18 protein-coding genes are annotated in these 26,188 nt (G+C 72.4%); 8 read left to right on the top strand and 10 right to left on the bottom strand.

Going from position 1 to position 26,188, the window contains the following annotated elements; genetic code table 11:
- Positions 1 to 309: 309 nt before the first annotated feature.
- On the bottom strand, positions 310 to 1,050 hold the full coding sequence (locus WMF24_RS24710) for a hypothetical protein (protein ID WP_437729831.1): 741 nt from the start codon (positions 1,048 to 1,050) through the stop codon (positions 310 to 312).
- Positions 1,051 to 1,095: 45 nt separating this feature from the next.
- The gene (locus WMF24_RS24705) at positions 1,096 to 2,304 is read right to left on the bottom strand and encodes an epoxide hydrolase family protein (RefSeq protein WP_437729830.1); all 1,209 of its coding nucleotides are present in this window, start codon (positions 2,302 to 2,304) and stop codon (positions 1,096 to 1,098) included.
- 574 nt (positions 2,305 to 2,878) lie between these two features.
- Here WMF24_RS24705 and WMF24_RS24700 point away from each other — a divergent pair.
- A complete protein-coding gene (locus WMF24_RS24700) occupies positions 2,879 to 5,095 on the top strand; it encodes a TonB-dependent receptor plug domain-containing protein (protein WP_437729829.1) in 2,217 nt (738 codons plus the stop codon).
- Between the two features lie 238 nt (positions 5,096 to 5,333).
- Positions 5,334 to 6,395 (top strand): hypothetical protein, encoded by a 1,062-nt coding sequence (locus tag WMF24_RS24695; RefSeq protein WP_437729828.1) that lies wholly within the window; start codon positions 5,334 to 5,336, stop codon positions 6,393 to 6,395.
- Positions 6,396 to 6,414: 19 nt separating this feature from the next.
- Here the strand turns inward: WMF24_RS24695 and WMF24_RS24690 are convergent, their stop codons facing one another.
- The 3 genes from WMF24_RS24690 to WMF24_RS24680 all read right to left on the bottom strand — a co-directional run bounded on the left by WMF24_RS24690 (position 6,415) and on the right by WMF24_RS24680 (position 12,034).
- Entirely contained in the window at positions 6,415 to 7,077 is a 663-nt protein-coding gene (locus WMF24_RS24690; protein ID WP_437729827.1) for an NUDIX hydrolase, read from the bottom strand.
- Positions 7,078 to 7,143: 66 nt separating this feature from the next.
- The gene (locus WMF24_RS24685) at positions 7,144 to 8,841 is read right to left on the bottom strand and encodes a carboxylesterase/lipase family protein (RefSeq protein WP_437729826.1); all 1,698 of its coding nucleotides are present in this window, start codon (positions 8,839 to 8,841) and stop codon (positions 7,144 to 7,146) included.
- A 124-nt stretch (positions 8,842 to 8,965) separates the two neighbouring features.
- The gene (locus tag WMF24_RS24680; protein WP_437729825.1) at positions 8,966 to 12,034 is read right to left on the bottom strand and encodes an ATP-binding protein; all 3,069 of its coding nucleotides are present in this window, start codon (positions 12,032 to 12,034) and stop codon (positions 8,966 to 8,968) included.
- Positions 12,035 to 12,524: 490 nt separating this feature from the next.
- On the opposite strand from WMF24_RS24680, the gene WMF24_RS24675 reads away from it, so the two are divergent.
- The 3 genes from WMF24_RS24675 (at position 12,525) to WMF24_RS24665 (ending at position 16,785) form a co-directional block, all read left to right on the top strand.
- Positions 12,525 to 12,932, top strand: a complete 408-nt coding sequence (locus WMF24_RS24675; protein WP_437729824.1) for a hypothetical protein — start codon at positions 12,525 to 12,527, stop codon at positions 12,930 to 12,932.
- Positions 12,933 to 13,096: 164 nt separating this feature from the next.
- Positions 13,097 to 14,455, top strand: a complete 1,359-nt coding sequence (locus WMF24_RS24670) for a hypothetical protein (protein ID WP_437729823.1) — start codon at positions 13,097 to 13,099, stop codon at positions 14,453 to 14,455.
- Positions 14,392 to 16,785 carry a tetratricopeptide repeat protein gene (locus tag WMF24_RS24665; RefSeq protein ID WP_437729822.1) on the top strand — a complete coding sequence of 798 codons (2,394 nt, stop codon included), beginning with the start codon at positions 14,392 to 14,394 and terminating at the stop codon, positions 16,783 to 16,785. Before WMF24_RS24670 ends, WMF24_RS24665 begins: the two co-directional genes overlap by 64 nt.
- 118 nt (positions 16,786 to 16,903) lie before the next feature.
- On the opposite strand, the gene WMF24_RS24660 is transcribed toward WMF24_RS24665, so the two are convergent.
- Both WMF24_RS24660 and manA read right to left on the bottom strand, forming a co-directional pair.
- Positions 16,904 to 17,389 (bottom strand): GNAT family N-acetyltransferase, encoded by a 486-nt coding sequence (locus WMF24_RS24660; RefSeq protein WP_437729821.1) that lies wholly within the window; start codon positions 17,387 to 17,389, stop codon positions 16,904 to 16,906.
- Positions 17,390 to 17,577: 188 nt separating this feature from the next.
- Complete coding sequence (gene manA / locus WMF24_RS24655) at positions 17,578 to 18,777, bottom strand: mannose-6-phosphate isomerase, class I (RefSeq protein ID WP_437729820.1); 1,200 nt, start codon at positions 18,775 to 18,777, stop codon at positions 17,578 to 17,580.
- A 239-nt stretch (positions 18,778 to 19,016) separates the two neighbouring features.
- On the opposite strand from manA, the gene WMF24_RS24650 reads away from it, so the two are divergent.
- Both WMF24_RS24650 and WMF24_RS24645 read left to right on the top strand, forming a co-directional pair.
- Positions 19,017 to 19,637, top strand: coding sequence for an SIMPL domain-containing protein (locus WMF24_RS24650; protein WP_437729819.1), 621 nt, complete (start codon positions 19,017 to 19,019; stop codon positions 19,635 to 19,637).
- A 54-nt stretch (positions 19,638 to 19,691) separates the two neighbouring features.
- Positions 19,692 to 20,930 (top strand): MmcQ/YjbR family DNA-binding protein, encoded by a 1,239-nt coding sequence (locus WMF24_RS24645; protein ID WP_437729818.1) that lies wholly within the window; start codon positions 19,692 to 19,694, stop codon positions 20,928 to 20,930.
- Positions 20,931 to 20,996: 66 nt separating this feature from the next.
- Here WMF24_RS24645 and WMF24_RS24640 read toward each other — a convergent pair whose 3' ends face one another.
- Together WMF24_RS24640 and WMF24_RS24635 are read right to left on the bottom strand one after the other, a co-directional pair.
- A complete protein-coding gene (locus WMF24_RS24640) occupies positions 20,997 to 22,205 on the bottom strand; it encodes a DUF2272 domain-containing protein (RefSeq protein ID WP_437729817.1) in 1,209 nt (402 codons plus the stop codon).
- 128 nt (positions 22,206 to 22,333) lie between these two features.
- Entirely contained in the window at positions 22,334 to 22,987 is a 654-nt protein-coding gene (locus WMF24_RS24635) for a peptidoglycan-binding domain-containing protein (protein WP_437729816.1), read from the bottom strand.
- 838 nt (positions 22,988 to 23,825) lie between these two features.
- Here WMF24_RS24635 and WMF24_RS24630 point away from each other — a divergent pair.
- Positions 23,826 to 24,905, top strand: coding sequence for an endonuclease/exonuclease/phosphatase family protein (locus WMF24_RS24630; protein WP_437729815.1), 1,080 nt, complete (start codon positions 23,826 to 23,828; stop codon positions 24,903 to 24,905).
- 95 nt (positions 24,906 to 25,000) lie between these two features.
- Here the strand turns inward: WMF24_RS24630 and WMF24_RS24625 are convergent, their stop codons facing one another.
- Positions 25,001 to 26,164 carry a hypothetical protein gene (locus WMF24_RS24625; RefSeq protein ID WP_437729814.1) on the bottom strand — a complete coding sequence of 388 codons (1,164 nt, stop codon included), beginning with the start codon at positions 26,162 to 26,164 and terminating at the stop codon, positions 25,001 to 25,003.
- Between the last annotated feature and the right edge of the window lie 24 nt (positions 26,165 to 26,188).

Below are 26,188 nucleotides of genomic sequence, written 5' to 3'. Positions count from 1 at the left end.
CTCGCGTTCAGCCGCGCCGGCGGGGCGACCCGACCGGGGCGCCCGACACCGGCGTCGATCCGCAGCCAAGGAGAGCGCGCACACCGGACTCATACTTGGGCCCGCGCACGCAGGAAAGCCCGATCTCGCGCGCAAACTCGATAAGTTCAGCGCATTCCGGATACGTCGCCTGGATTATCAAGTCGCGCGCGTGATGCGCAGTGGGCGAGATCCTGGCGCTGGTCGGCGGAAGGGGGGATGTGACGGGACGGGCTTCCGCGCGGGGCTGTGCGTCCGCGGCGGAGATCCATCGCGGGCGAAGGGGAGCGTCTACCTCTCGGACCGCTGCGAGCGCTCGAGGGCGTCCACGGCGGTCAGGGCCGCCTGGATCTGCGCGCGCTCCCCGTCGGAGAGCGGCGCCTCGTCGATCGCGGCGCGCAGGGCGCTGGCCCGCTCCGCTTCCCCGAGGGCGACGGCGATCTCGAGCCGGGCCGCGAGGGCGCGCGCGCGCTCGAGCGGGGCGGCCGGCGCGTCCCTTGCGAGCGCCACGTCGAGCACCTTGGCCGCCGCGGCGTCGTCGTTCTTGAAATCGCGCAGCCGCGCCGCGGTGCGCAGCGCCTTGCCGAGGTGGGAATCAGGATGGGAATGGGCGTCGGACCGCGACCCGTCCGCGCCCTCGTCGTCCTCGTCCGGCGCGCCCTGCTTGATGAAGATGACCGAGTTGCCCGCCACGTCGACCACCGTGAAGCGACTCTGCCCCTTCTTCATGCGCGAGATCCGCGGCAGACCGGCGACTGGCACCTTGCCGTACGCCTTCCGCAGGCCCTCCGCGAACGCCTCGTGGAGCTCTTCGACCTCGGGGACGAGCGCGAGGCACGTCGTGTAGGCCTGCCTGGGGTCGAGCTTCTTCATCCCCATGAAGTGCAGGTGGATATCGCCGCGGCGCGTGGCCGCGTACACGTTCGGCGCCGTCTGCTGGTGGGTGACCTCGAACCCGAGGGCGCCGTAGAACGCCAGGGTCTCGGGCAATGACACGCTGGGGAGCACGGGAATCATCATCACGTCGCTCATGCGAACACCCCTCTCGATCCGGTGGCGCGGGTGGGTGGGCGCCGGTCAATCCGCGCGCGTCCGGCCGCGGAGGCCGCGGAAGAACGCGCGCACGTCGCCGATGAAGAGGTCGGGCTCCTCCATGGCCGCGAAGGTGCCGCCGCGATCGAACTCCGACCAGTGCACGATGTTGTTGTCGCGGGCGGCGAACCTGCGGATCGGCGCGATGATGTCGCGCGGGAACACGGCGACGCCGGTCGGCACGCTCGCGGGCCGCACGTCGACGGCGAGATCCGCCTCGTCCGGCGTGTCCGGCGTCTCGACGAACGAGCGGGCCGACGAGGCCGCGGTGTTGGTGAGCCAGTACAGCATGACGTTCGTGAGGATTCGATCGCGGTCGATGGCGTCCTCGGGCGTGTCCTTGCAGTCGGTCCACTCCTTCAGCACACCGACGATCCAGGCGAGCTGGCCGACCGGAGAATCCGAGAGGCCGTAAGCCAGCGTCTGGGGCCGGGTCGACTGGATCTTCTTGTAGCCGTACAGCTCGCGCATGTAGTGGTCGGCCGCCGCGAGGCGGGCCTGTTCGACCTCCGTCAGGCCGATGAGCTCCGCGGGATCGCCGGACGGCCACGAGACGAGCCCGTTCGTGTGCACGCCGATCACGTGGTCGCGGTCGACGATCCCGACCTCGCGGGAGATCCACGTTCCCCAGTCGCCGCCCTGGGCGCCGTAACGTGGGTAGCCGAGCCGGCGCATGAGCTCGGCCCACGCGCCCGCGATCCGGCGCGCGCCCCACCCGGGCTCGCGCGTGGGCCCGGAGAGGCCGTATCCCGGGAGCGACGGGATCACCAGGTGGAACGCGTCCGCCGGATCGCCGCCGTGGGCGCGCGGATCGGTGAGCGGGCCGATGACGTCGAGGTACTCGACGACGGAGCTCGGCCATCCGTGCGTCACGATCAGCGGCAGCGCGCCGGGCTCGCGCGAGCGCACGTGGAGGAAGTGGATGTTCTGGCCGTCGATCGTCGTCGTGAACTGCGGGAGCTCGTTCAGCCGCGCCTCGTGGCGGCGAAAGTCGTAGGTGGTGCGCCAGTACGCGGCGAGATCCCTCAGGTAGCCGAGCGGGACGCCGTACGACCAGTCGCTCGACTGCAGCGAGGGCAGCTCGTCGGGCCAGCGCGTGCGGGCGAGGCGGTCGCGCAGGTCGTCGAGCGCGGCCTGCGGCGTGTCGATGCGGAACGGCCGGATGTCGCTGTCGCGGTGAACGGGCAAGTTCATCCGTACGTAGTAACGTACGATGTACGGTTTGTCAACGGGTCGGCCTGCCAGGAGGGCCACCCGGAGGGCCAGAAGGAACAGAGGGAACGACGGCGCAGCGGCAGGAGCCGCGCGCAGCCGGCGCGGTCGCCGGGAAGCGGGGGAGGAGGAGGCCCACGGAGCGACATCCGAAACCGGAGAGGCGAGCACGTCCCGCCCTCCAGCGCGCTGCGGTCTTCAGGCGTGCAACTCGAAATGTCAGGATTGAAAGGTATCGGGGCTGTCCTTAAGGCCAAGCCCGTGAACTGAGCAGGGCTGGACCTTGGCCCGTGACCTGCTAAGCAGGGAGGACAGAGCGCCTGTGACGGCTTCCCCCCCCCGCCGTCGAACGGGCGCTCTGTTTTTTGTGCCCTTCCGGTCCCCAGGCGGCGCGCCGCGGGGCGACAGGCGGTCTCCGCGCCAGGACGAGGATGTCCCTGGCGTCACGGGCGCGCCGCGCCGCCCTGGCTTTCGTCGAACGGCCGGATTTGCTAACTCCGAGGCGCCCGGGCGCGTCGTCCCTCGTCCCAGGAGGCGGCGCATCCGCGACATCCGCGTGAGATCCCCCAGCGCACTCCTCGCCATCGCGCTCGCCGCCGTCACCACCGTCCGCGCGGAGGAGGCGCGCTCCCAACCCGGGCCGCGCCCCCCCGGCGCGGCGCAGTCGCCTCCCGGCGCGACCCCGCCTCCGCCCGCCACGCCGTCGATCGCGCCGCCGTCGCCCCCGGCCGAGGCGCCGCCTTCCGCCGCCCCCACCGAGGCGCCGCCTTCCGCCGCCCCCACCGAGGCGCCGCCTTCCGCCGCCCCCACCGAGGCGCCCGTCCCGCCCGCCGAGGCGCCCGTCCCGCCCGCCGAGGCGCCCGTCCCGCCCGCCGAGGCGCCCGCCCCGCCCGCCGAGCCGCCCGCCCCGCCCGCCGGGATCGAGGTGACCGTCGAGGGCAACCGGGCCCCCGCGGGCTCCGTCTCTCTCTCGAGGCGCGACATCCGCGAGCTGCCCGGCGCGCTCGGCGACCCCTACCGCGCCATCGAGATCCAGCCCGGCGTGACGACCATCGCGAGCGGCATGCCGTACTACTACATCCGCGGCGCGCCGCCCGGGAACATCGGGTACTTCTTCAACGGCATCCAGGTCCCGCTCCTGTTTCACGTCGGCGCCGGGCCCAGCGTCATCCCGGCCTCGATGGTCCAGCGCCTCGAGATGCACCTCGGCCCCACGCCGGCGGACATCGGGCGGCTCGCCGGCGCGGCGATCGAGGCCGAGAGCGCGCCGCCGTCCGACGTCTGGCGCGGGGAGGGGAGCCTCCGGTTCATCGACCTCGGCGGCGTCGTCGAGGGGCCGATGGACCCCGACACCCACGTCCTCCTCGGCGGCCACTACGCCGCCGGCGCCGCGCTCGCCTCGGCGCTCGTGCCGAGCGTCGACGTGGGCTACGCCGACTACCAGGGCCGCATGGTCCACCGGCTCGGGCCCGAGGAGCGCTTCACCGCCCTCGCGTTCGGCGCGTACGACTACCTCGCCAGCATCGACGACGAGGACGGCGCCGAGGCGCGGAACGTCCTCCTCGACAGCGACTTCCACCGCCTCGACCTGCGCTACGACCGCGATGAGGCCGCCTCCGGCGCGCGCGTCCGCGCGGCGCTCACCCTCGGGCTCGACCAGTCGCGCGGGGTCGGCGTGGAGAGCGCGCGCGCCTGGAAGCTCAACGCCCGGATGAGCCTTGCCCGGCCCGCCCTCGGCGGCCGCGCGCTCGTGCGCGCCGGCGTCGACGCCGCCGTCGACCGCTACGACGTGACGCCGCGCCCGAGCGCGGCCGACGACTCGCCCGACGACGCGCCCGCCGAGGGGACGGCGCAGCTCGACGAGAGCTTCCCGGAGCTCTTTCGCAGCCGGCTCGACCTCGCGCTCGGCGCGTGGGCCGACGCGCTGCTCGTCCTCGACGAGCGGTCGACCATCACGCCCGGCGTGCGCGTCGACCACTACACCTCGCTCGGCCGGACCGCGGTCGCCGTCGACCCGAAGATCGTTGGCCGCTTCGGGATCGGCGAGCACGTGCGGCTCGTCCCGGCGTTCGGGCTCGCCTCGCAGCTCCCCGGCCTCGCCCCGCTTCCGGCGCTCCAGATCGGCGGCATCCCGGGCGGGCTCCAGCGGAGCCTCCAATCGAGCCTCGGCGTCGAGGTGAGCGCCGGCCCTGTCAATTTCAGCTCCACGGTATTCCGACAGCTGACCTTCGGCCTGAGCGACCCCATCGGCACCGGCCGCGGCACGACCCTCAACACCGAGCGCTTCCTCGCGCGGAGCCTCGGCGACACCTACGGCCTGGAGCTCGGCGCGCGCGGCGCGCTCCGGCGCGACATGTTCTTCCTCGCGTCGTACACGCTGTCGCGCTCCACGCGCACCCGGGAGCAGCGGACGATCCCGTCCGCCTACGACAGGACGCACGTCGCGCACGTCGCGCTCCTCTACGACCTCGGCAAGGGCTGGCGCGCCGGCATCCGCCACGTCTTCTACACAGGCTTCCCGGCCGACGAGATCACCCCGGGCCGCCCCGCGCGCGAGGACCCGGACCGCATCCAGCCGTTCTACCGGCTCGACATGCGCCTGTCGAAGCGCTGGGCCCTCGGCGAGCGCAGCTACCTCGGGCTCGTGTTCGACCTCCAGAACGCGACGCTCACGAAGGAGGTGTTCGACGTGAGCTGCGACGACAGCGGGTGTACGCCGCAGACGATCGGGCCCGTCACGATGCCGGGGCTCGCGATCGAGGGCGGGTTCTAGAGCAACAAACGGGTTGAACCCGCCTGAAACGAGCAGAACTTCGAACCGCCAGGACGCCAAGGACGCCAAGACATTGTCTTCTTCTTGGCGTCCTTGGCGTCCTGGCGGTTCATTTCTCGCTCGCTCGACGTGATCGTCGTTCTAGCGCGCTGTGAGACTCCGCCGATCCAAGGAGCGGCGCGCGGCGCGGGTCGATGTCACGACGTGGGCACGACGTGACGAAGAGGGGAGGCGTTGCATGAGGATGCGGGCCAAGGGGTGGGAGCTGGCCTTGCCGTTCGCGCTGGTGGGCGCCGCCGCCGGCTGGATCTCGGCGGGCGTGCTGGCGAGCCCGATGGTGAACGTGGCCCTGGGGGGCAAGCAGGAGGTCGCCGCGATCTGCGCCGGGATCGTCGGGGGCCTGATCGGGGCGCTGCTGCCGCGCGTCGTGGCGCCGCGTCAGGCGTGGCACGGGCGCGGCCCCGCGTGGGCCTCGCTCGCCGCGCTGGTGCTGCCCGGCGGCGCCCTCGCCGGGGCCGTGATCGCGCTCGTCACGGTGAGGAACTTGCACGGCGCGGTCCTGTTCGCCGCGGTCACGGGCGCGGTGAACGGCCTGATCTGCGCCGCGGCGACCCTGCCGATCTGCGGCGCCGTGCTCGAGGCGGCGCTGCGGGCCGAGCGGGCGCGGCTCGGGTCGATCGTCGCCGCCTCGGACCGGCGCGCCGTCTGGCAGATCCTCGCGGCCTCGATCGCCGTGGCGACGCTCGCGGCGCTGCCCGAGTGGCCCGCGGCGCGCATCGGCCGGGCGCCCCCGCCCCAGGTCGCCGAGGCCCTCGCGCTGGGCGCCTGGATCGCCGTCGGCCTCCTGATCCTCGCCGACGCCGCGGCCCTGGGCTACGGCCTCCACAGGGCGGCCGGCGCCCCCGAGCGGTGCTCGCCGGACGCGATCGCCCCGGATCCGGCCGTGCCGCGCGTCGACCTCGGCCTCGGCGACGACGTCCACGCCCGCCTCGCCCGCGGCGACGCCTACCGCGGCCGGGATCGCGCGTCGCTGCTGGTGATCGGCAGCCACGCCGAGGCCCACGCCGCGCTCGCGGGCGCGCTCCGCCGCGGCGTCGTCTGCTTCGCCCTCGGCGCCGCGGTCCTCTTCGCGCACCGGTGGGCGGCGGGCCCCAGCGCGGTCGACGCCTACCACACGGCCCGCTGCGCCCTCGGCCACGTCGCGTTCTGCGCTTCCGCGGAGGAGCCGTGCCCTCGCGCGTCGGCGCCCCCTCCGCCCCGCCGCGCGAGGATCGCCGACGAGACCGCCGTCGTCCACTGAAGGGCGGACGGCGCGCGGCTCAGCGGTGGAGCGCCTCGAAGAGCTGCTCCAGCATGCGGTAGGTCAGCCCCCAGACGACCCGCTCGTCCACGCGCACGCAGGGCAGGTGGATCACGGTGCCCTCGTGCGTGTACACGTACGTCGACGCGCACTCCCCCCGCGCGAGCGGCCCGAGCGGCGTCCAGAGCGCCTCGGCCACCTCGTGGCTCAACGTGAGCTCCGGCGACGAGCGCAGCGCGAAGACGAACGGGGAGATGACGAGCCCGACGCGCCGCCCGCGCGCGACGGCGGGGAGGTCGGGCAGGCGCGCGAGCAGGGTGCCGTGCGCGGCGAGGTCGATCCCGACCTCCTCGCGCGTCTCGCGGATCGCCGTGTCGAGCAGGCTCGCGTCCGCCGGGTCGCGCCGCCCGCCCGGGAGCGCCATGTGCCCCGACCACGGATCGCGCGGGTGCTCGGCCCGGCGGATCAGGAGGATCTCGGCCTCTCCGGGATCCCCCGCCGGGTCGACGAGCGCCGCCCCCGGCGGCGCCGCCCGGTCGACGAGCGCCGCCCCCGGCGGCGCCGCCGGCGCCCGCAGGATCGCGGCCACGGCGGCCTGCCGCTCCTGCGTGAGCGCGTCGAGCGCGGCCTCGCGCCCGGCGAGGCGGGCGACGATGGCGGCGAGGTCGTAGGAGGGGAGCACGGCGCCGAGGATAGCATAGTACCTACCGGTACTTACGGGTCGAGCTCGGCGACCGGCCGAGGGGCGCTACGGCGCGCGCTGCTCGGCGGCGAAGCTGTCCCACATGTCGCAGAGGTCCTTCTTCAGCCCGGATCCCTGCGAGATGGTCCGATCGAGCACGAGGTGCTCGTCCGTCTGCGCGTCGTACTTCGGCCACGCGAAGGCGTCGCCGCCGTTCGGATCGCCGCCCTCCGCGTGGCGCGACCAGTACCCCGCCACCGTCCGCCACAGCTCGAGCTCTTCGTCGGTCAGCGGCTCGGGCAGGAGCGTGCCGGGGGCGCCGAACACGTACCGGATCTCGGCCGAATGGAAGGCGCCGAGATCGCCGAACAGCGAGCCCTCGGGCGCGTAGGTGAAATGGTAGAGGTACGTGTCCGCGCCGGCCTCCGCGATGGCGCGCGCCGCCCGCCGCGTCGGGCACACGAAGTAAAAGTCGCCGAGGGCCGCGGTCGCCGCCTCCTGCGCCGAGCCGTGCGTGTCGCTCGGATAGGCGGCCGCCACCTCCTCGCCGTGGCCGGGGGCGAGGTGCTCGGCGAAGTCGAGGAAGGCGGCGTCGTCCGCGATCGTCGTGCCCGCGGACGCGACGAAGACCGTGCCCTCGTCGGCGTTGCTGCCGAGGATCGTCGGCACCTTCTCGAAGCTCCCGGCCTCGAGGAGCTTGCCCGGCAGGTCGGGGAGGTTCCAGCCGTCGACGACGGGGAACCACCGCGGGCCGTCGCCGAGGAGGATGTCGGCGCCCGGCGGCAGCGCGGTCGTGACCTCCTCGGCCGACTTCTCGCGCAGGCACTCGAGCACGGAGGGCGCGTCGGTGCAGCCGAGCGCCTCGACGAGCATCGCCCCCTGCGCTGTGGCCGTCGCCTCGTCGACGGCGGTGTCGCACGGCCCGCTCTGGATGATCGCGCGATGGAACAGGCCCTGGCTCGGCGGCGACACGAGGTGCGCGCAGACGCTGATGCCGCCGGCGGACTCGCCGAAGATCGTGACGTTGCCCGGATCGCCGCCGAACGCGCCGATGTTGGCCTTGACCCACTCGAGCGCGGCGCGCTGGTCCTCGAGGCCGTACGCGCCCGTCGCGGGGCGATCGGGATCCTCCGACTTGAGCTCCGGGAGGGCGAGGAACCCGAGCGGGCCGAGGCGGTAATTGAAGGTGACCACCACCGCGCCGCTGGTCTCGGACAGGCGCTGGCCGTCGTACTCGGGCAGGCCGCCGCTCCCTATCTCGAAGGCGCCGCCGTAGATCCAGACGAGCACGGGCAGCGACGAGGACGCCGGGCGCTCGGGGGACCAGACGTTCACGGTGAGGCAATCCTCGCTCGAGCTCGGGTCGAAGCCCGGCGTGAGCATCATCGACTGCGAGCAGGCCGGGCCCGGCTCGGTCGCCTTCAGCGTCTCGGTCCACCCCTCGTGGGGGGCGGGCGCCTTCCAGCGCAGCTCCCCGACGGGCGGCGCCGCGAACGGGATGCCGAGGAAGGTGCGCGTCGAGCCGACGACCGCGCCCTCCACAGGACCCTTGTCCGTCTGGACGAGCAGGGGAGCCGGCTCGACGACATCGCCGCCCCCGCCGTCGCCGCCAGCGCCGCCAGCGCCGCCAGCGCCGCCGGTGCCGCCGGCGCCGCCGGCGCCGCCGCCGGTGCCCACCGGGTTGGGCTCACGCTCACTCGAGCCGCAGGCCGCGGCGAGCAGGCCAAGAACAAGGGTGCACGAAAGCGAGAATCGAATAGGCATGATCGTCTCCGTGAGATTCAAGTCGAAGGTGCGGGGCTCGTGGGTCGCCATCGCAGGGAGGACCCGGGCGAGGATTCTGTGCACATGGCGAGCTCTTCGCGCCGATCGATGAGCGCCGCCGCCGTCAGCCGCCCTGCCGGCGCGTCGCGGCGGCCTGCGCGACGCTCGCGACGAGGCGCCGCACCTCGGCCGCGTCCACGGGCTTCGTCAGGTGGTGGTCGAACCCCGCCTCCCGGGCCCGCCGCCGGTCGTCCTCGGTCCCCCAGCCGGTGAGCGCCACGAGGACGAACCCGGCCACGCCCGGCTCCGCCCGAAGCCGCCGGGCCACCTCGTAGCCGCTCATGCCCGGCAGGCCGATGTCCAGGAAGACGACGTCGGCGCCGAGCTCCCGGGCCGCGGTCAGCGCCTCGGGACCCGTGTGGACCGCCCGGGTGCGATGCCCCGACATCCTGAGCAGCAAGGCCAGGCTCTCCGCCCCGTCGACGTTGTCGTCCACGACGAGGATCCGCAGCGCGGCCGCTGCGTCGCGCCCCGCCGGCCCCGGCGACGAGCGCCGCGACGCGGGCTCCTCGGCCGCGGCGAGCGGCAGCCGGACGGTGAACGTCGACCCGCGGCCAGGACCCTCGCTCTCGGCGTGGACCGTCCCGCCGTGCAGCTCGACGAGCCGCCGGACGAGGGTCAGCCCGATCCCCAGCCCGCCCTGGGCCCTGTCGATCGAGCGGACCACCTGGGTGAACATGTCGAACACCCGCGGCAGCATGTCGGCCGGGACGCCGACCCCGTTGTCCTTCACCCGGACGACGACCGAGGCCCCGTCCCGCTCGGCGGCGAGCCGGATGACGCCGCCCCCGGGCGTGTACTTGGCCGCGTTGTTGAGGAGGTTCGCGAACACCTGGGCCAGCCGGGTCGGGTCCGCGTCGAGGAGCAGCGGCTCCGCCGGGAGCCGGACCGCGAGCTCGTGCGCGGCCGCCTCGATCAGCGGCCGGCTCGTCTCCAGGGCGCCGTTCAGGACCGCCCGGAGGTCGACCCGCTCCCGCCGCAGCTCCACCTTGCCGCGGGTGATCCGGGACACGTCGAGCAGATCGTCGACCATCCGGACCATGTGACCGACCTGCCGCTCCATCATGTCGACGATCTTCCGGGCCTGCTCCTGGCTCCCGGCGACCTGGAGGATCTCGAGGCCCGTCCGGATGGGGGCGAGCGGGTTGCGCAGCTCGTGGGCGAGCGTGGCGAGGAACTCGTCCTTCCGCCGGTCCTGATCGCGGAGCTGATCGTACAGCCGGGCGTTCTCGATCGCGACGGACGCGATGTGCGCGAGCTGGACGAGGATCGCCTCGTCGCTGTCGGTGAAGTCCCCGGCGAGCTTTTCGGAGAGGCGGATGTGGCCGAGGTCCTCCCCGCTCCGGCCGGTGAACGGCGCGGCCAGCCACCCGTGCGTCCGCTCCGACACCGGCGCGGCGCCGGTCGCCTGCGCCCCGTCGTCCCCGGCGGCGAGGCTGGCGACCGCGTCACGGGCGCCGATGATCCGCCGCGCCTGCTCGGTGATCCCCTGGAGCACGCTCTCCAGCGAGCCGGACGCATGGATGGTGAGCGCGGCGTCGGCCACCTGCCGGAGGAGCCGACCCTGCTCCCGCTCGCGATCGAGGAGCCTCGCGAGCCGCTCTTCATCGCGCTTGCGGTCGGTGACGTCGACCGTCACCCCGTCGAACCGCCGGGGCGTGCCGTCCGGCGCGCAGGCGGTCCCGCCCAGGGCCCGGATCCACTTCAGCGCGCCGGTGGCCGGATCGACCGTCCGGTAGTCCACGTCATACGGGATCCGCTCGCGGATCGACGCGTCCATGGCCCGCCGCGTCGGCTCCCGATCGTCGGGGTGCAGCCGGTCGTAGAAGGTGTGAATGGTCACCTCGGCGTCCCTGGGCAGCCAGAAATGGTCCTTCACCCGGTCGTCCCAGATCAGCCTGTCGAACGGCAGGTCGCAGTACCAGAAGCCGACCCCGGACAGGCGGACAGCGTAGTCGAGCCGCTCGTCGCGCTCGCGCACCGCGCGGGCCACGCGGGCGCGCTCGATGGCCTCCCAGCAGCGGCCCACGACGAGCCGGACGAGCCCCACCTCGTCGGGCGTCCAGCGCCGCGGCGCCTTCTGGTGGACGGCCATCGCGGCGGTGAGCTTGCCGGACTTGTGCAGCGGGACGCAGATGACCGCCTGGATCCGCGTCGCCCGGTACGCCGTGAGGTCGTGTCCGGCCCGCGGGTCGGCGTCGACGTCGTCCATCACGTACGGCTCGTTCGCGAGCATGCACCGCACATGCTCGGCCCCGAAGTCGGCGAGCGGCCACCGGCCGACGATGCTCGGGACGCCGCGCGTGTGGTCGCCCGTGATCACGTAGACGCGCTCGTCCTCGACCTCGGCGTAGGCGCACCGGTCGGCCCCGAGGTGCTCGGCGAGCATGCGGGCCACGACGGCCATGACCTCGTCGGGGTCGGTGAGCGGCTGGGTGGCGGCGGCGAGGTCGGCGAGGAACCGGTGCCGTCCCTCGCTCACGCGGAGCGCCTCGGCCGCGCGCCAGGCGTCGCGCGCCCGGCCGAGCGCGCGGACGGCGGTGGCGGCGAACCGCGACAGGCTGGAGATGAGCCGGGCGTCCTCGGCGTCGAACTTCCGCGCGTCGGTGTGGGCGAGGACCCAGACCGTGCCGATCGGCGTGTCGTTGTCGTGGAAGGGGACGGTCAGCGCCTCGATGACCGGCGGGTCGAAGCAGGTATTGGCCCCGAAATGGTTGGCAGGGCGCGAGAAGAGGACCGCCGCATTGCGGTCGACGACGATGCCGCAGGGGCTCGGGCTCCGGGGCATCGTGCCGCCGAGGTTGTGGGCGAACATCCCGGCGACGGCCCGCCACCGGAACACGCGCCGGCCGTCCTCCTGCTCCTCGAGCACGCTGACGCCGGCCGAGTCGGCCCGGCAGAGCTCGAGGAGCAGCGATGCCAGCCTCGGGAGCACGTCCTCGAGGGGCCCGGCCATCGCGCTGACGAGGGCGAGCAGCGCGCGGTTCTCGGCCGCGTGATCGGGCGATCGGGCCGGGCGGCGCGCCAGCTCCTCGGTCCTCTCCACCTCGTCGAGGCCGACCGCTTCCGGATCGGGCGCCTCCCCGGCGGGTGGACGGTCCCGGAGGTCGGTGGGGGGCGGCTGCGTGTGCATACCTCGTCGGAAGCCTGCTGAGCTGAAGGGGGCCCAGGGTACCCGGAGCCGTGGCGCAGCGCAAAGCCGCCGGACGCGACGTGGGTGAGCCTGGGCGCTCGGGCGACGGGCTGTGCAGTTGGCTGTGCAGCTGGCGTTACAGTTCCGGGGGAGAGGGGCTCTTTCGCTTCTCGCACTCTCAGTCTCTCATCGCTCGTTCATCCGCCATCCGCGCGGCTCGATCCCGCGCGGATCGAGGGGCCCGCCGGTGTTCTTTGCGCTCGGCGCGCGTGCGCGCGCTTCCGTTTCGCTGCGCGCTCCTCCGTGTTTCACGCGCGTTCTTCTCGCTCCTCCGCGCTCGATCTTCTCGCTCCTGCGCGCCCGGTTCGAGCGGATGTCGCATTCCGACCGCGCATGCGCGCCAGCGGCCGGACGCGGCAGACTCGACAGCTCGCGAGGCGGGGAGCGGCTCGATTCGACAGGCCGTTGTTGGTAAACTACGTGTGACATCATGCTGGAGATCCTGCGCAATGCCCATTACGTCGTCACCGTCAACCCGGCGGTGAAGCTCGCGAGGATCATGCGGAGCGCGGTGCCGTCCGAGTCGGCTGCGCAGTTCGAGGAGGGGTGGATGGAGGTGAGCCGCGCGCTGGACCGGGTCGGCCGCGAAGGGCTGTGTCTGCTCGTGGACCTGCGCTCGGCGGTGGGGCGGAACGATCCGGCGTTCGAGGCGGCGATGCAGCGGATCCGGCCGGTCGTGATGCGGGGGTTCCGGCGCGTCGCCGTCCTCGTCCGGACGCCCGCGGGGGCGCTCCAGATCCAGCGCCATGTCCGGGAGGACGGTGTCGAGCGGATGATCGGCAGCGACGAGGCCCGGCTCCTCGAGTACCTCGCCGAGGCGCCGCCGCGCAGCCGCTGAGGAGCATCACGGCCGGCGCGCGGGCGGCGCCCGGCGGGGTCGCGACCGGGGCCGCCCGGCCAGCGCACGGCGGACATCGCTTGCCCCGGCGGCTCCAGGCGCGACGGCACCGTTCCGTTTGCCAGGCGCACGCCGTGCGACGCGGCCTGTGCTAGCTTCGCGCCGTGGAAAGGCGAGACGTCTGGGAGGAGATCTACCGCCGCTTCGACCCTGTCGAGCCCGTGAAGGATCCCGCCTGGCGCGCTCCCCGGCCGCATACCCCGGTCGACCGCATCGCTCGGCGTCTTGACCTGCCTTTCGCTGACCCTCGTATCCTCCTGGCGGGTACGGTGGGCACCGGCAAATCGACCGAGCTGCTTCGCCTGAGGGAGGCGCGGGAGAGCAAGGAGTTCGTCCTCCTGCTCGATCTGCACCGGCACTTCGCGTGGATGGGGGACGGCGAGGCCATTCAGCGCGTCGCGTCCTGGGAGGTCATCTTCCTCGTCGGGCTGTCCGTGCTCGGCGCTGCACGGGAGATCCTGCCGTACGAGGTGCCGCCGCAGCACGTCGAAGATCTCCGGCTCGCCTGGGAGCAGGTCGCCGACGCCACAAACACACCGAGGACGACCGAGATCGACCTGGGGAAGGTGGCCTCGGGCATGATCACCGCTGCGGGATCGGTGCTGGTGCCGGCGCTCGGGCTCACGGGCGGCGCAGCGGCGGGCATGGCAGCCGGGGCCGGGGCGACCAAGGCGATCGCGGAGGGGATCCGACGCATGGTGCCCATCGGACGCAGCGGACGTACGCTGCCCGATCAGGACGAGGCCATGCAGACGCTGCTCGGGGCGGTCAACGTCCTCGTGGGTCACATGCAGCAGCACCACCGGCGCGTCCTTCTGCTCATCGACGGCCTCGATCGCATCCGCGATGAGGAGCGCGCGCTCGGCCTCTTCCTGCGCTCCGAGCTGCTCAGCCAGATTGCCTGCCCCACCGTCCTGTGTGCTCCCTTCGCGCTGCGGAGCGCGCCTGTGGGGGCGGCGATTCCGCGCTTCGATACGGTCGTGCTCGCGAACGAGCCCGTGCTGGACAAGGCCCATCCGGACCGCATGGGCGAAGGGGTGCCCTTCTTCGTCGAGATGTACCGCCGGAGGACACAGGATCTGCCTGCGCCCGATGCGATGGAGCAGGGCTCGCTGGAGCGCCTGGCCTATGTGTCCGGCGGCCGCGCGCGGGACTTCGTCAAGCTGGTGCGCGGCGTGGCCGAGCGCGCCTGGACGGCCGACGTCACCACGGCGACCGCGGAGATCGTGGAGGACGCCGTGGACGAGGCGCGCCGCGACCGTGAGCGCGGGCTGGACGTGGGGCACCTCGGCGTGCTGCGCGCGGTGATGGCCGATGTGCAGCGGCAGCTCCCCGAAGACGCCCGCGCGCGACAGCTCCTCGATTGGGGGCACCTGCTCCCGTATCCCAACGAGTCCGAATGGTACTACCCGCATCCGCTGCTCACGCTGCACCTCCTGCGGGCGCCTGGCTCGACCGGCTGAGCCTCATCCTGCGCCTCGCCGGGCGCGGGGTGATCGTGCTCCTGGATCGGGCGCGCCCCGAGCGGCTGGGCGAGCTCGTGCGCCATCTGATCCGAGCGCGACCGGACGCCGATGTGATGACCGAGGCGCCGGCGCTCGCGTCGGCGCCGGAGGGGAGCACCGTCGTCCTCTGCGTGCGCGCGGCGGACGCCGCGTGGCTCAACCAGGAGCGGCCGGTGGTGCAGCAGCGGGCGCTGCGCCTCGTGCTGTTCAGCGACGAGGAGACGACGCTGCATCTCGCGCGATGCGCGGTGGACTTCTACGACTGGATCTCGCACCGCATCGACTGTCCTGAAGGGCCGCCCGCCTTCGCCGTGCGTGCCCTGCGGCGCGCGGCGTGCGCGCGGGAGCCGGCCATCGGGTGGTACGGCGGCGAGGACGAGATCGAGGAGAGCTTCGCGCTGGCGCTGCCGGGCCGGAGGATCGCGCGCGTGTCGGCCGCGCAGCCGTATGCGGCGCTGGTCGAGGCGCTCCGGCCGAAGCCGAGGGCGTGGGTCGCCGTGGAGGATCTAGAGACATCTGCCCGGCTGCGGCGCGCGCGCTGGGCGGCGGCGGAGGCCGGACGCAGGGGAGGAACTCTGCTGGTTCGGCCGCCGAGGGGTGTCTCGGGGCTCGCCCGGGTGCATGGCCGGGCGCTCGCCCTGGACGAGGGCGCGGAACGGCTTCGCGCGGCGGGAATCCAGGGCTGTGTGCGGCTCGCGGCGCTGCTCGAGCTGGCGCCGGATGCGATTGATGATGCGGCGAGGCTGGCGCGCAGGGGGGTGTCGGAGGCGGAGCTCTCAGCGATCGCGCTCCGGGAAGATGAGCCGGGCGGTGCGCTCGCGCGCCTCGCTCTGCAACACGGGCGAGATGGCGAGGCTGCGGAGCAGCCTGATGGCGAGGAGAAGAGCGCTGAGCTGAGCAAGCGCTTCCCTCTGCCCGACTGGCCGGAGCGCATCGAGCTTGCGATCCAGGAAGGCGAGCCGGAAGTGGCAGCTCATTGGGCCGCTGGCTGGGTGGAAGCGACGGGGGGCAGCGCGAGGGCCACGGCGGCGCTGGCTCGTGTGCGCGATCTCTTGGGCGAGCTCGGCGAGGCAAGAGCGCTGCTCGAGCAAGCTTGGCGCCGCGCAGGAGACGGCGCCGACGAGGACACGCTCTTCGAACTGCTTCGGGCGCATGGGTTTGTGTTGTCATCGGAGGAGCACACCGGCGAAGCGATACGGACCCTGAGCGGCGTTTTGGACATGGCGCGGCGCCTTGGACGCACAATCGATGAACGCAGCGATCTGTACGACGCCGTGGTGCGCGCTCTCATCCAAGCGGGACGCCTCAGGGATGCGCAACGAATGCTCGACGAGTGGACGGGGCTAGTCCGGCATGCGCAGGCGCCCCTATCACTCAAGCCGATGCTGGAACGGTCGAGAGCAGAGTTGATGCTGGCGCGAGGGGACGTGCAAGCGGCGTCTCAGCTCCTGGAATCGATACTCCAGCGAGTGCCGGATCCCGAGCACCAGGGCCGCGATGTGATCGAGCACGCCCTGGCCCAAAGCTGGCTAAAGCAGCGGCGCTTCCACGAGGCGGAACGTCTCCTGCGTCATTCGATCGAGCGTGCTCGGCGTTTCGGTCGTCCGACCACTTATCTTCGCCACGCGCACGGCGTGACGCTCCTGGAGCTCGGTCGCTTTCAAGATGCCGAGCAGGAGCTCCGGCAGGTGCTGGAGGAGGTGCCCGAGACTCAAGTCGCCGCGTCGACTCGTCACCAACTTGCGCGGTGCGTCCTGGCGCAGGGACGGTTCGACGAAGCCGAGGCGCTCCTCGACGAGGCCCTTTCGGAGCTGCGACGGGACGGTGCCACAGATGGAGAGCGGTACGCCGCGTCTCTTTTCGAGAAGGCACGTATCTGTCGTCTGCGCGGTGAGCTCGCTCGATCCGAGGAGCTGCTCCGCGAGGTGCTCCGTGTCGAGAAGAACGCCTTCGGTAGCGAGCACCCGACCCTTCTCTTGACCCTTTCAGCGCTCGGCCGGACGCTGGTTGACCTCCAGAAACCGCGCGATGCGGAGCCTTTGCTTCGCCGTGCCGCGCATCTTGCCGAGCAGATGGGCGATCAAACGGCCCTGGCAGAAGAACTGGGAGCTCTCGCCCGTGCGCAGGCTGCCCAGGGCTTCGCGCACGCCCGCGATACGGCGCGTCGTGCTCTGCGGGCGTGGGAGGCTGCCGGAGGCGAGCCCACGCCCGCCCTTCGCAACGAGCTGGCGACGATCGCTGCGGGCGCACTGTCGCCTTCCGGAACCTCATCACGCCGGAGCCAGTAACGGGGCCGGGCGCTCCAGCTGCACTCACATCGGAGCACTGCGAGCCGCTGCGCCCAGCGGTGGTATGCCGCCGCAGCGTGCCCTGGATCGTCCCGCAGCACCACCCGGCGGCACGGGACTACCCTTCGTACTTTGGCCCAGGTGCGAGCCATTTCGTCATGAGCCGGCGCTCGTGGTCGGCGAAGCCGCGGCGGCGATACCACGCGTACGTCTCCGCCTTGTCCGGCTCGACCTCGAGGTGGAGGGCGCGCACGCCCGCCTCGCGACAGCCCTGCTCCGCGCTGTCGAGGAGCCGCGCCGCGTGGCCGCGCCCGCGCGCCTCGGGCCGGACGTACAGCTCGTCGACGAACGCGTCCCGCCCGTGGAACTCGAGCGAGAAGCCGAACCCGACGGCGCAATAGCCGGCCACCTCGCCCCCGGCGACGAGGACCCATACGTCCCCGAGCGAGCGGTCCGCGACGAGGGCGCTCAGCGCCGCGAGCGCGCGATCCGGAGAGAAGGGGTATTCGTCCTCGGCGTAGTAGGCCCGCATGAGCGCGTGGACCTCGGCGACGTCGGCGCCCTCGGCGCGACGGACCTCGATGGACGTGGGGGAGAGTTGCATGCCGCCTCCTGCGCGGCGCCGCGCGCTCGTCCCTCCCGCGGGCCCGCGCGACGCCTTCACGGACTCCGTTCTTCACGGGCCCCGTCCGATGATAGCCTCTCTCGGGATGCGCGCCCTCTCCTGGGGTCCTCGATCCGCGCTGAGCGCCGGAGCAGCCCCTCACGCGCCGTGTCGTCCGTGTCCGGGCCTCAGAGGCCGACGGTGGCGCGGAAGAGCTGGCCTTCTCCCTCGATGGCGTAGCTCCCGGAGGCGAACGGGACGAAGGCGGACTGGCCCTGGCCGAGCTCGCGGACGGCGCCGCGCGCGTCGGCGAGCGACGCCTGTCCCCGGGTGCACAGCACGATCTCGGGGCCTCGCCGGTCGTCCGTCCGCCAGCCGGACGCGGCGTCGAGATCGATGCGGGAGAGCCGGAACTCCGGCGCCGGGGTGTCGTAGAACGACTCCACGCCGACCCGGCGCGGCGCGACGGGCTCGACGCGCCACGGGGAGAAGTCGAGCACGCGCACGAGCTCGTCGACGTTGATGTGCTTCGGCGTGAGGCCGCCGCGAAGCACGTTGTCGGAGCTCGCCATGATCTCGATCCCGACCCCGCGCACGTAGGCGTGCAGGCGGCGCGGCGGCAGGTACAGCGCCTCGCCCGGCTCGAGGTGCACGTCGTTGAGGAGGAGCGCGATCGCGACGCCGACGTCGCCCGGGTAGAGCTCGTGCAGGCGGAGCGCCCACCCGCAGGCCCGCGCGAGCCACCCGCCCGCCTGCGCGCGCGCCCGACACGCCTCGACCACCGAGGCGACGACCTCCCGCCGCGCCGCCGCGTCGAGCCCGAGGAGGCCCTGGACGAGCCGCGCGACGGCGGCCGCGTCGACGGGCGCGGCGCCGCGCGGGACGAGCGCCTGGGCCGGGCCGCCGGCGAGGAGCGCGAAGACCTCGGGCAGGGCGTCGGCCGGCCGGAAGCCGCAGAGCGCGTCGAACGGGGTGAGCGCGCAGATGAGCTCGGGCTTGTGGTGCGGGTCGCGGTAGGTGCGCTCGGGGGCGTCGACGGGGATGCCCGCCGCGTTCTCCGCGTCGAACCCGCGCCGCGCCTGCGCCTCGTCCGGGTGCGCCTGGAGCGACAGGGGCTGATCGGCCGCGAGCACCTTGAGCAGGAACGGGAGCCGCGCGCCGAAGCGATCGACCGTGGGGCCGCCGAGGAAGGCGCCCGCGCGGTCGGCGATGGCGTCGATGAGGCGCTCGCGGCGCCCGTCGAGCTCGATGCTCGACGAGGCCGCCGGGTGGGCCCCCATCCAGAGCTCCGCCTGCGGCCTGCCGGAGGGGGCCTGTCCGAGCAGCGTCGCGATGGCGTCCCGCGAGCCCCAGGCGTACTCCTGAACACGGTTCTCGAGCGAAAACATGGGCAGCTCCTGTGGGGCCCACCCTACAGGATGGCTCCGGGAAAGTCAGCGAGCGAGCGCGCGCGATGCGCTCTCCAGCGTCGACGGGGGGCGATGCTGGACAGATCGGCGCCGCACCCCGAGAGCGCGCGTCCCGCCGTCTCGGGACAGCGCGTGTGCCGCGTGTGGCGGGCCATGGTAGCCTGGCTCGCACGTGGGTTGATGGCGGGGCCGGCGGGCCTCGGTGGAGGGCGGAGCGCATGAGGACGATCGAAGTGAGCGGGCACGGGTTCGTCTACGCGATTCCTGACGTCTCGGTCCTGGAGGTGCAGTGTCGGGTGGTCGACCCGCAGGCGACGAACGCGCGGGCGACGTACACGGCCACGATGGAGAGGATCTCCGCCGTGATCCGCAAGGCGGGTGTCCGGGGGGACGACATGCGCTCTTCCCGCTTCACGCTGGGTGAGTATTACAAGGAGCACCGCCACGGCGCGGCGCGTGAAGGCTTTTACGTGGAGGGTCGCCTGTCTTTCCGCGTCCGTGAGCTGACCGAGGTGGCGCCGCTGTTCGACGAGCTCGTGGCGGCCGGGGCGACGAGGATCGAGGGGCCCAACCTCGAGATCTCCGATATCGAGCCGTACCGGACGGCGGCCCGGAAGAACGCGTACGAGGACGCGCTGTCGAGGGCGCGCACCTACTGCGAGGTGGCGGGCCTCAGGATCGTGGGGCCGCTTCAGATCCAGGAGGACGAGTCGTCGTCCGCTCCTGCGCGCCTCGTGGCTGGCAAGATGGGGATGGCCGGTGAGGACCTCCTCGTGGGCAGGCAAAGGGTCTCGGTGGACGTGAAGGTGACCTTCGGGATCGAGCCGCTCGGCCCCTGAGGCGGCGCGCGGCTCCGGCTTTACGCGATCGGGCGAGCGCTCTAGGCTCGCCGGATGAGCATGACGAACGACGACGCGAGGTTCACGCCCATCCTTGCGCGCCTGCGCGACGCCGCGCTGGCCTATCCCGAGGCGGTGGAGGAGTTCCCCTGGGGCGACCGTGTCGCCAAGGTGCGCGGGAAGATCTTCGTCTTCCTCAACACGCACGAGGGGAAGCTCACGGTGACCGCCAAGCTCCCCGAGTCGGGCGAGGCCGCGCTCATGCTGCCGTTCGCGGAGCCGACCGGGTACAACCTGGGCAAGAGCGGGTGGGTGACGGCGCGCTTCGGACCGAAGGACAAGGTGCCCGAGGCGATGCTGATCGAGTGGATCGAGGAGAGCTACCGCTCGGTGGCGCCGAAGCGGGCGCTGCAGTTGCTGGGCGGCGGGGCTGCGGCGGCGGGGAAGAAGGGGGCGCGGGACGGCGCGGCGGGCAAGGGCGGAGCGAAGAAGGCCGCGGCGGCGGGGAAGAAGGGGGCGGTGGAAGGCGCTGCGGGCAGGGGAGGAGCGAAGGAGAAGGTCGCCGCGGGGAAGAAGGGGGCGGTGGAAGGCGCTGCGGGCAGGGGAGGAGCGAAGGAGAAGGCCGCCGCGGGGAAGAAGGGAGCGGCCGTGAAGGGAGCGGCTGCGGGGAAGAAGGGAGCGGCCGTGAAGGGAGCGGCTGCGGGGAAGAAGGGAGCGGCTGCGGGGAAGAAGGGGGCGGCCGTGGAGGCCGCCGCGGCGGGGAAGAAAGGGGCGGCCGTGAAGGCGGCGGCGGCAGAGAAGAAAGGGGCGGCTGAGGAGAGGAAGGTCGCCGCTGCGGGAAAGAAGGGGGCGATGGAGAGGGCCTCGGCGCAGAAGGCGGCGCCGGCACAGAACGCGGCGCTGGCGAGGAAAGCGGCGGGGGCGAAGGCGGCAGCGCCGGGGAAGAAGGCATCGCCCGTGAAGAAAGCGGCGGGGAGCAATGCGGCAGCGCCCGCGAAGAAAGCGGCGGGGAGCAATGCGGCAGCGCCCGCGAAGAAAGCGGCGCCGGCGCAGAAGGCAGCGCCCGCGAAGAAAGCGGCGCCGGCGCAGAAGGCAGCGCCCACGAAGAAAGCGGCGCCGGCGCAGAAGGCAGCGCCCGCGAAGAAAGCGGCGCCGGCGCAGAAGGCAGCGCCCACGAAGAAGACGGCGCCGGCGCAGAAGGCAGCGCCCACGAAGAAGACGGCGCCGGCGCAGAAGGCAGCGCCCACGAAGAAGACGGCGCCGGCGCAGCGAGCGCAGCCCAGCCGTACATGACACCGCGCCAGGCGGATCGAGGCCGAGGAGTCGCCCCCCGGTGAGCGCGCTGGAGCGCTGTCGCGCTCAGCGGAATTGACGAACGATGGTACCAGGAAACCGCCGTCTCTCTTCGCCATCGAGTCTGTTCAACAGGTCGTCGCGCTCGCTTCGCGCCGCCTCCTCCGAGTCGAAGGGGCCGACGTAAAGTACGGTTCTCGTCCCCTCAGGCACGAGGTGCATCCGGTCCCTACGAACGCCGCGTCCCTCGAGGATGTCCCTTGATCTGTCGATGTCGGACCGGTCTCGACCGGTCTGCATCCTCATGTAGTATCCTCGCGCTAGCCGCGGTGATTCCACGTGCGTGGTAGGCTGATTGGGCGCCGCATGGACCGTGGTCGGCTCCTGCTGGACAGGGTACAGGCTCAGTACGGTGAAGACCGCCTGGTGTTCGGTCTTGGTGTTTACAAAGAATGTCGGTGTGGCGCCTGTTGCGTCCTCGTGGTGCGTCGTTGCTTTGCGCGCTGTTCGTATCAGCTTGCCATCGTTGTCGAGGGCGTAACATCGGAGGCGCACCGAATCTATGGTGTCGTTCGGATCGCCGCGGGTCGCGATCTCTCTTCGGTCGAAGACCATCAAGTTGCCCCCGACCACCCACGCCCAGCTTCCATCGACGGCGATGACGATGTCGCCGTGCGTGCTCGCCGATCTGCTCGCTTGCGGGATGGTGTCGTAGGTCACGTCTTCGAGCTGTCCGTCCGACCGTAGCCGATTCCTGACGATGATGTCGCCTACTCGAATGCTGTTGGTGTTCGGTCGAGACGCCTTGTATCTGTAGTTCTGGCGCGCGCGGAGAGCTGCTTTTGTGTAGCCGATGTGCGCGCCGAACCCTCGCCTTCCCAGCGGCATGATCCGGGGGTGTTCTGGGGTCGCCTGCCAGCCCATCCATACGCAATAGCAGATGAATGCGCTGCTCCACGCGGTGCCGATGCTGCTCGCGGAGATGCCTATCGTGTTCCAGTAGCCCTGGGGGCCCAGGATTCTCGCGTGGGCGCCGGCGTCTATCGCCACGAGCGGCCCACCGCCCCCTTCTGGCGCTCGCGCCTCGTCCGTGTGGCCATCGCTCGGGAACGGTCGCCCTCTGAGGAGCGCGGCTTCTTCAGGGGCCTGGTTCGATGCGGAATACGACGGATGCCGCTCGGGTGGTTGGAAGATGTTGTTCCACCAGCGGAGCTCCTCCCTCGCTACGCGCGCGATCGCTTCCGCGAGCTCCTGTGTGATGCGTTCGGCGGTCATAGGGTGATCGTGGCTGCCTGGAGTGGACCTTGGTTCGGTGTCTTGCGACGTTTGCAGGAGCTGGGGTGCGTGTCGATGGATGATGCGCCGTCGAGCCGAGGCGCTCGCGCTGTGTCCATCGATTCACCTCAGGAGCCGTGCGCCTGTACGATCGCGTCGCGCGTGGCGTCATCGAGCGTGCCTGTCACGGCGAGCCCGTGCGCCTCCTGGAAAGCCGCGACAGCGTCGGTCAACTCGCCGGAGGACGGCCCCGCCTCGCCGACCTCGAGCGTCGGGAGGTAGCCGAGGTGCGCGAGGCGCTTGATGATGCCGCTCGGCTCGTCGGCGGGATCCATGTGTCCGATGCGTACCCGGTAGCGAAGGCCCACCCCGTCGAGGGAGACGCTCACCTCCTCCAGGTGCGCAGGCACCGGGAAGAGCGCGAGCCCGGCGCCGTCGGTGGTGCTCTCGAACGGCTCCGGCCCCGTGCCCGTCACGCGGAACGGCTCGTCCGCGACGGGCGTGCCGTCGGCGCGCTTGAGGATCAGCTTGATCTCGACCGTCGGGACCCGCGCGGTGAACCGGTTCTGGCCGCCGGTCGTGAGCGGCAGCGAGCCCTCGGTCTCGGGCGCGTCGGGCAGGTAGAGGACGTCGCCGGGCTGAAGGATCTCAGGGCTCGGCCGCTTTCTTCGCAGCGCCTCGTTCGAAGGGTGCTCCCACACCCTCTCGGCGGAGAAGCCCCGCCGGTGTGCGAGCTGGGTCAGGTAATCGCCCTGCCGAACGACGTACGGTCGGATGCCCATGCCTCCTCCTCCGCGCGGCCCGCGGGCCCGATCGAGGCGGAGCCCTCGATGCGCATCGCGCGCTGCGCCCGCGGTCGAGCTGCCGCGGGGGCACGCTTCCACGTGGACGCAGCGGTCATCGCGGACGATGTTAGTCCAGCCGGCGCCGTCATGGCTCCTCTTTCGATGCCATCAGCGAGATCTCCTGCGCATCGGGTGCCCTTGCCGTGCCCGAAGAGGCGCTCGCTCACTCCGGGGTCACGGCACGCTGCGCGTTCGTTCCGAACGGCATCACGAGCACCGTGGAAGGCCCGGGAGGGCGGCTTGCCGGCGAAGCAAGAATTCGACCCGGAGCCTTCCGGGAGCCCCGGGGTGAATTGAAATTCAACCCGGAGCCTTCCGGCAGGCTCGGGGAGAATTGAAATTCAACCCGGAGCCTCCCGAGAGCCCGGAGGCTGAATTGAAATTCAACCCGGCGAGCCATCCGAACGTCGGACTGTAGCGCAGGTTACACTCGGCTTCGGCAGCGCGCGCAACCCGAGGGACCCCGACGTCCTTCTGGCCCGGGGAGCGACCGCGCTGGCGCCCCGCGCCGGAGCCTCGCGCCCGCTGCCGCGGCTGCGCCGGACCCCGTCGTGTGGGCCAGCGGCTGCGTTCGGGGTATCCTGGCGCCGTGACCGCGACCGCTTCGGCCTTCCGGCGTGCGCTCCTCGACGCTCCCGCTCGTTGACGGCGGCAAGTACACACCCACGGGAGCACAGCGATGCGCCAGAGCGATTCCTCCAGGGAAGTGTCCTCCGACGCGCGGCGTCCCGCTGCCCCGCGTCCTGCGCCGCGCTGGCGCCGGCTCCGGGCGGTCGTGCTCGCGAGTGCCGTGCTCTACCTCCTCGGGGTCGTCGCTGTCTGGCTCGCCTTGCCCATCGCGGGCGACCGGTGGTGGCCGGCGACGCTCTTCCTCTTCGGTCCCCGCCAGGTCATCGCGCTCCCGCTCCTCGCGATCGTGCCCGCCGCGCTGCTCGTGCAGCGCCGCGCCCTCGTCCCGGCGGCCCTCGCGTCGCTGATCGTGGTCGGGCCCATCCTCGGGTTCACCGTCTCGCTCCGGGCGCTCGTGGGCGGGGCGGGGCGCGGCGATCTGCGCGTCGCCTCCTTCAACACGGGGAGCCGCCCCATGAGCGTGGATCGGCTCAAGGGCTTCGTGGCCGAGGCCCGGCCCGACGTGCTCGCGCTGCAAGAGTGCGGCATGCCCGAGGCGGAGCTGACAGCGGCCTTCCCGGGGTGGTTCGTCCACGTCGACCGCGGGATGTGCCTGGTGAGCCGGCATCGTATCCTCCAGGCCGAGTCGAGGGACCGCCGCGATGTCTGGAATGCGGGCGGCCACGGCGCCATCGTCCGCTACGCGATCGCGCTGCCGGACCGCGCGGCCGTCGCAGCGCCGGCCGCCGCGCCCGGCCCCGGCGCGCCGGAGGCGCCGCAGCCCGACGCGCAGGTCCCCCCGGGGACGCGCGCCTTCTGCTTCCTCAACCTGCACCTGGAGACGCCCCGCGAGGCGATCGAGGCGCTGATGCACGGCCTGTGGAAGCAGGAAGCGGAGCACGACCGGGTGATCGCGCTGCGCGTGTGGGAGTCCGAGCTCGCGAGGCAGTGGGTGGACGAGGCGCCCTATCCGGCCATCGTCGTCGGCGATCTCAACATGCCCGTGGACAGCGCCATTTACCGCCGCTTCTGGGCGGGCTTCGAGAACGCGTTCTCGCGCGCCGGCCTGGGGTTCGGCGCGACGAAGCGGACGCGCTGGTTCGGCGTTCGCATCGACCACGTGCTCGCCGGGCCGGGCTGGACGACCGAGCGCGCATGGATCGGCCCCGATCTCGGCTCGGATCACCTCCCCATCCTCGCCGACCTGCGCTGGACCGGCACCCCGCCCGCGCCAGAACCGCGCTGACACCGGCCAGCTCCGCCGCCGATTCCGCATCACGGCCGTCTGCCGGAGGCACCGCAGTCCCCGGAACCGCGCAGTCTGCCGGACAGCTCGCCGCCTCAGCAGATATGGTAGAGCATCGAGAAGTACGCCTGCGAGAACGCCGCATCCACGAGCGCCCCGCTCGCGTCGAAGCACCGGATGCCGACGCGGATCGCGTCCCGGTCCACGGCAGGGAACTCCCAGCCCACCACGTTGCAGTACGCCGACCCCGCCCCGAACGCGGTGGCCAGCGCCGCCCCGCCCGGGACGCCCGTGAGGCCGCCCATGTCCGGGTACGTGATCTGGTATCGCCCGGGCGAGATCCGGTGCGCGGCCAGCGTCCCGACCTTGTCGTTGCACTCGGACGTGATGCGGTGGCTCTGCAGCGCGGGCGTGTAGTCCGTCGTCGTCGGCTGGTCCGCCAGCGCGTAGCCGCCGCTGCCGTAGGGCGCCTCGCGCGGCTCGCGGATGTACCGGAGCGAGAACCGCGTGTCCGCCGGCGCGCCGCCCTGGCCGAAGCAGCCCACGTCGATGTGCGTGTCCCCGAACAGCCCCAGCATTCCCTGCGCCTTGCAGTACTCGGCCCCCGTGCCGTACGCCGTCACGAGCGCGACGCCGCCCCGCTCCTGCCCGGAGAGCGTGATCGTGTAACGGCCCGCGCCGAGCCGCGCGACGGCCGCAGGCGCGCCCCACTGGAACGCGCTGGAGAGCGCGCCGCCGCCGGGACGGTCCATGAGCACGTACGCCCCTGCGTCCGAGACCGCGGTGCCCCCCGCGAAGCGAGCATACGAGACGACGAACGGCGAGCTCGTCGCCACGCCGGCCGCCGTGTGGCAGCGGATGTGGACCTGGAGGTCCGTCTCGACGGTCCGCCACGAGGACACCTTGCACCGCTGGCCCTCTCCGCCCGTCGAGTTCACCTGGACGTTGCCGCCGCTGCCGCCCAGGCCGTCGAACGTGATCGTGTACACCCCGACTCCGGAGCTCGCCAGGCGGTTCGCGCCCCCGGACGAGTTGAACGAACGCGACGAGAGCAGCCGCGTGCCGTCATGGAACGCCCAGCCCGAAGCGTCGCGCCCGAGCAGCGCCTCGCCGCTCGCCTCGATGGGCTCGTCCCTGGCCTCCTCGCCCGCCTCTTCCGCCGGCGCCGCGGCGCACGCGGGCGCCGCGGCCGCGAGGAGCAGCGCGAGGAGAGACCGGATACCCCGACGAAGCGAGCCGTTGTTCAGATTCGTGTTCATGCGTTTCTCCACTCCTGCCATTGC

Origin of the sequence: Sorangium sp. So ce1335, from assembly GCF_051521615.1 — a bacterium.
Taxonomy (GTDB): Bacteria; Myxococcota_A; Polyangia; order Polyangiales; family Polyangiaceae; genus Sorangium.
This window is presented reverse-complemented; position numbering and strand designations above follow the sequence as displayed.

What these genes read in the sequence shown, in the direction of transcription:
- WMF24_RS24710 (WP_437729831.1), bottom strand. Translation starts at nt 1,050, where the DNA reads ATGAGCGACGTGATGATGATTCCCGTGCTCCCCAGCGTGTCATTGCCC.
- WMF24_RS24705 (WP_437729830.1), bottom strand. Translation starts at nt 2,304, where the DNA reads ATGAACTTGCCCGTTCACCGCGACAGCGACATCCGGCCGTTCCGCATC.
- WMF24_RS24695 (WP_437729828.1), top strand. Translation starts at nt 5,334, where the DNA reads ATGAGGATGCGGGCCAAGGGGTGGGAGCTGGCCTTGCCGTTCGCGCTG.
- WMF24_RS24685 (WP_437729826.1), bottom strand. Translation starts at nt 8,841, where the DNA reads ATGCCTATTCGATTCTCGCTTTCGTGCACCCTTGTTCTTGGCCTGCTC.
- WMF24_RS24680 (WP_437729825.1), bottom strand. Translation starts at nt 12,034, where the DNA reads ATGCACACGCAGCCGCCCCCCACCGACCTCCGGGACCGTCCACCCGCC.
- WMF24_RS24675 (WP_437729824.1), top strand. Translation starts at nt 12,525, where the DNA reads ATGCTGGAGATCCTGCGCAATGCCCATTACGTCGTCACCGTCAACCCG.
- WMF24_RS24665 (WP_437729822.1), top strand. Translation starts at nt 14,392, where the DNA reads ATGGTACTACCCGCATCCGCTGCTCACGCTGCACCTCCTGCGGGCGCC.
- WMF24_RS24660 (WP_437729821.1), bottom strand. Translation starts at nt 17,389, where the DNA reads ATGCAACTCTCCCCCACGTCCATCGAGGTCCGTCGCGCCGAGGGCGCC.
- manA (WP_437729820.1), bottom strand. Translation starts at nt 18,777, where the DNA reads ATGTTTTCGCTCGAGAACCGTGTTCAGGAGTACGCCTGGGGCTCGCGG.
- WMF24_RS24650 (WP_437729819.1), top strand. Translation starts at nt 19,017, where the DNA reads ATGAGGACGATCGAAGTGAGCGGGCACGGGTTCGTCTACGCGATTCCT.
- WMF24_RS24645 (WP_437729818.1), top strand. Translation starts at nt 19,692, where the DNA reads ATGAGCATGACGAACGACGACGCGAGGTTCACGCCCATCCTTGCGCGC.
- WMF24_RS24640 (WP_437729817.1), bottom strand. Translation starts at nt 22,205, where the DNA reads ATGACCGCCGAACGCATCACACAGGAGCTCGCGGAAGCGATCGCGCGC.
- WMF24_RS24635 (WP_437729816.1), bottom strand. Translation starts at nt 22,987, where the DNA reads ATGGGCATCCGACCGTACGTCGTTCGGCAGGGCGATTACCTGACCCAG.
- WMF24_RS24625 (WP_437729814.1), bottom strand. Translation starts at nt 26,164, where the DNA reads ATGAACACGAATCTGAACAACGGCTCGCTTCGTCGGGGTATCCGGTCT.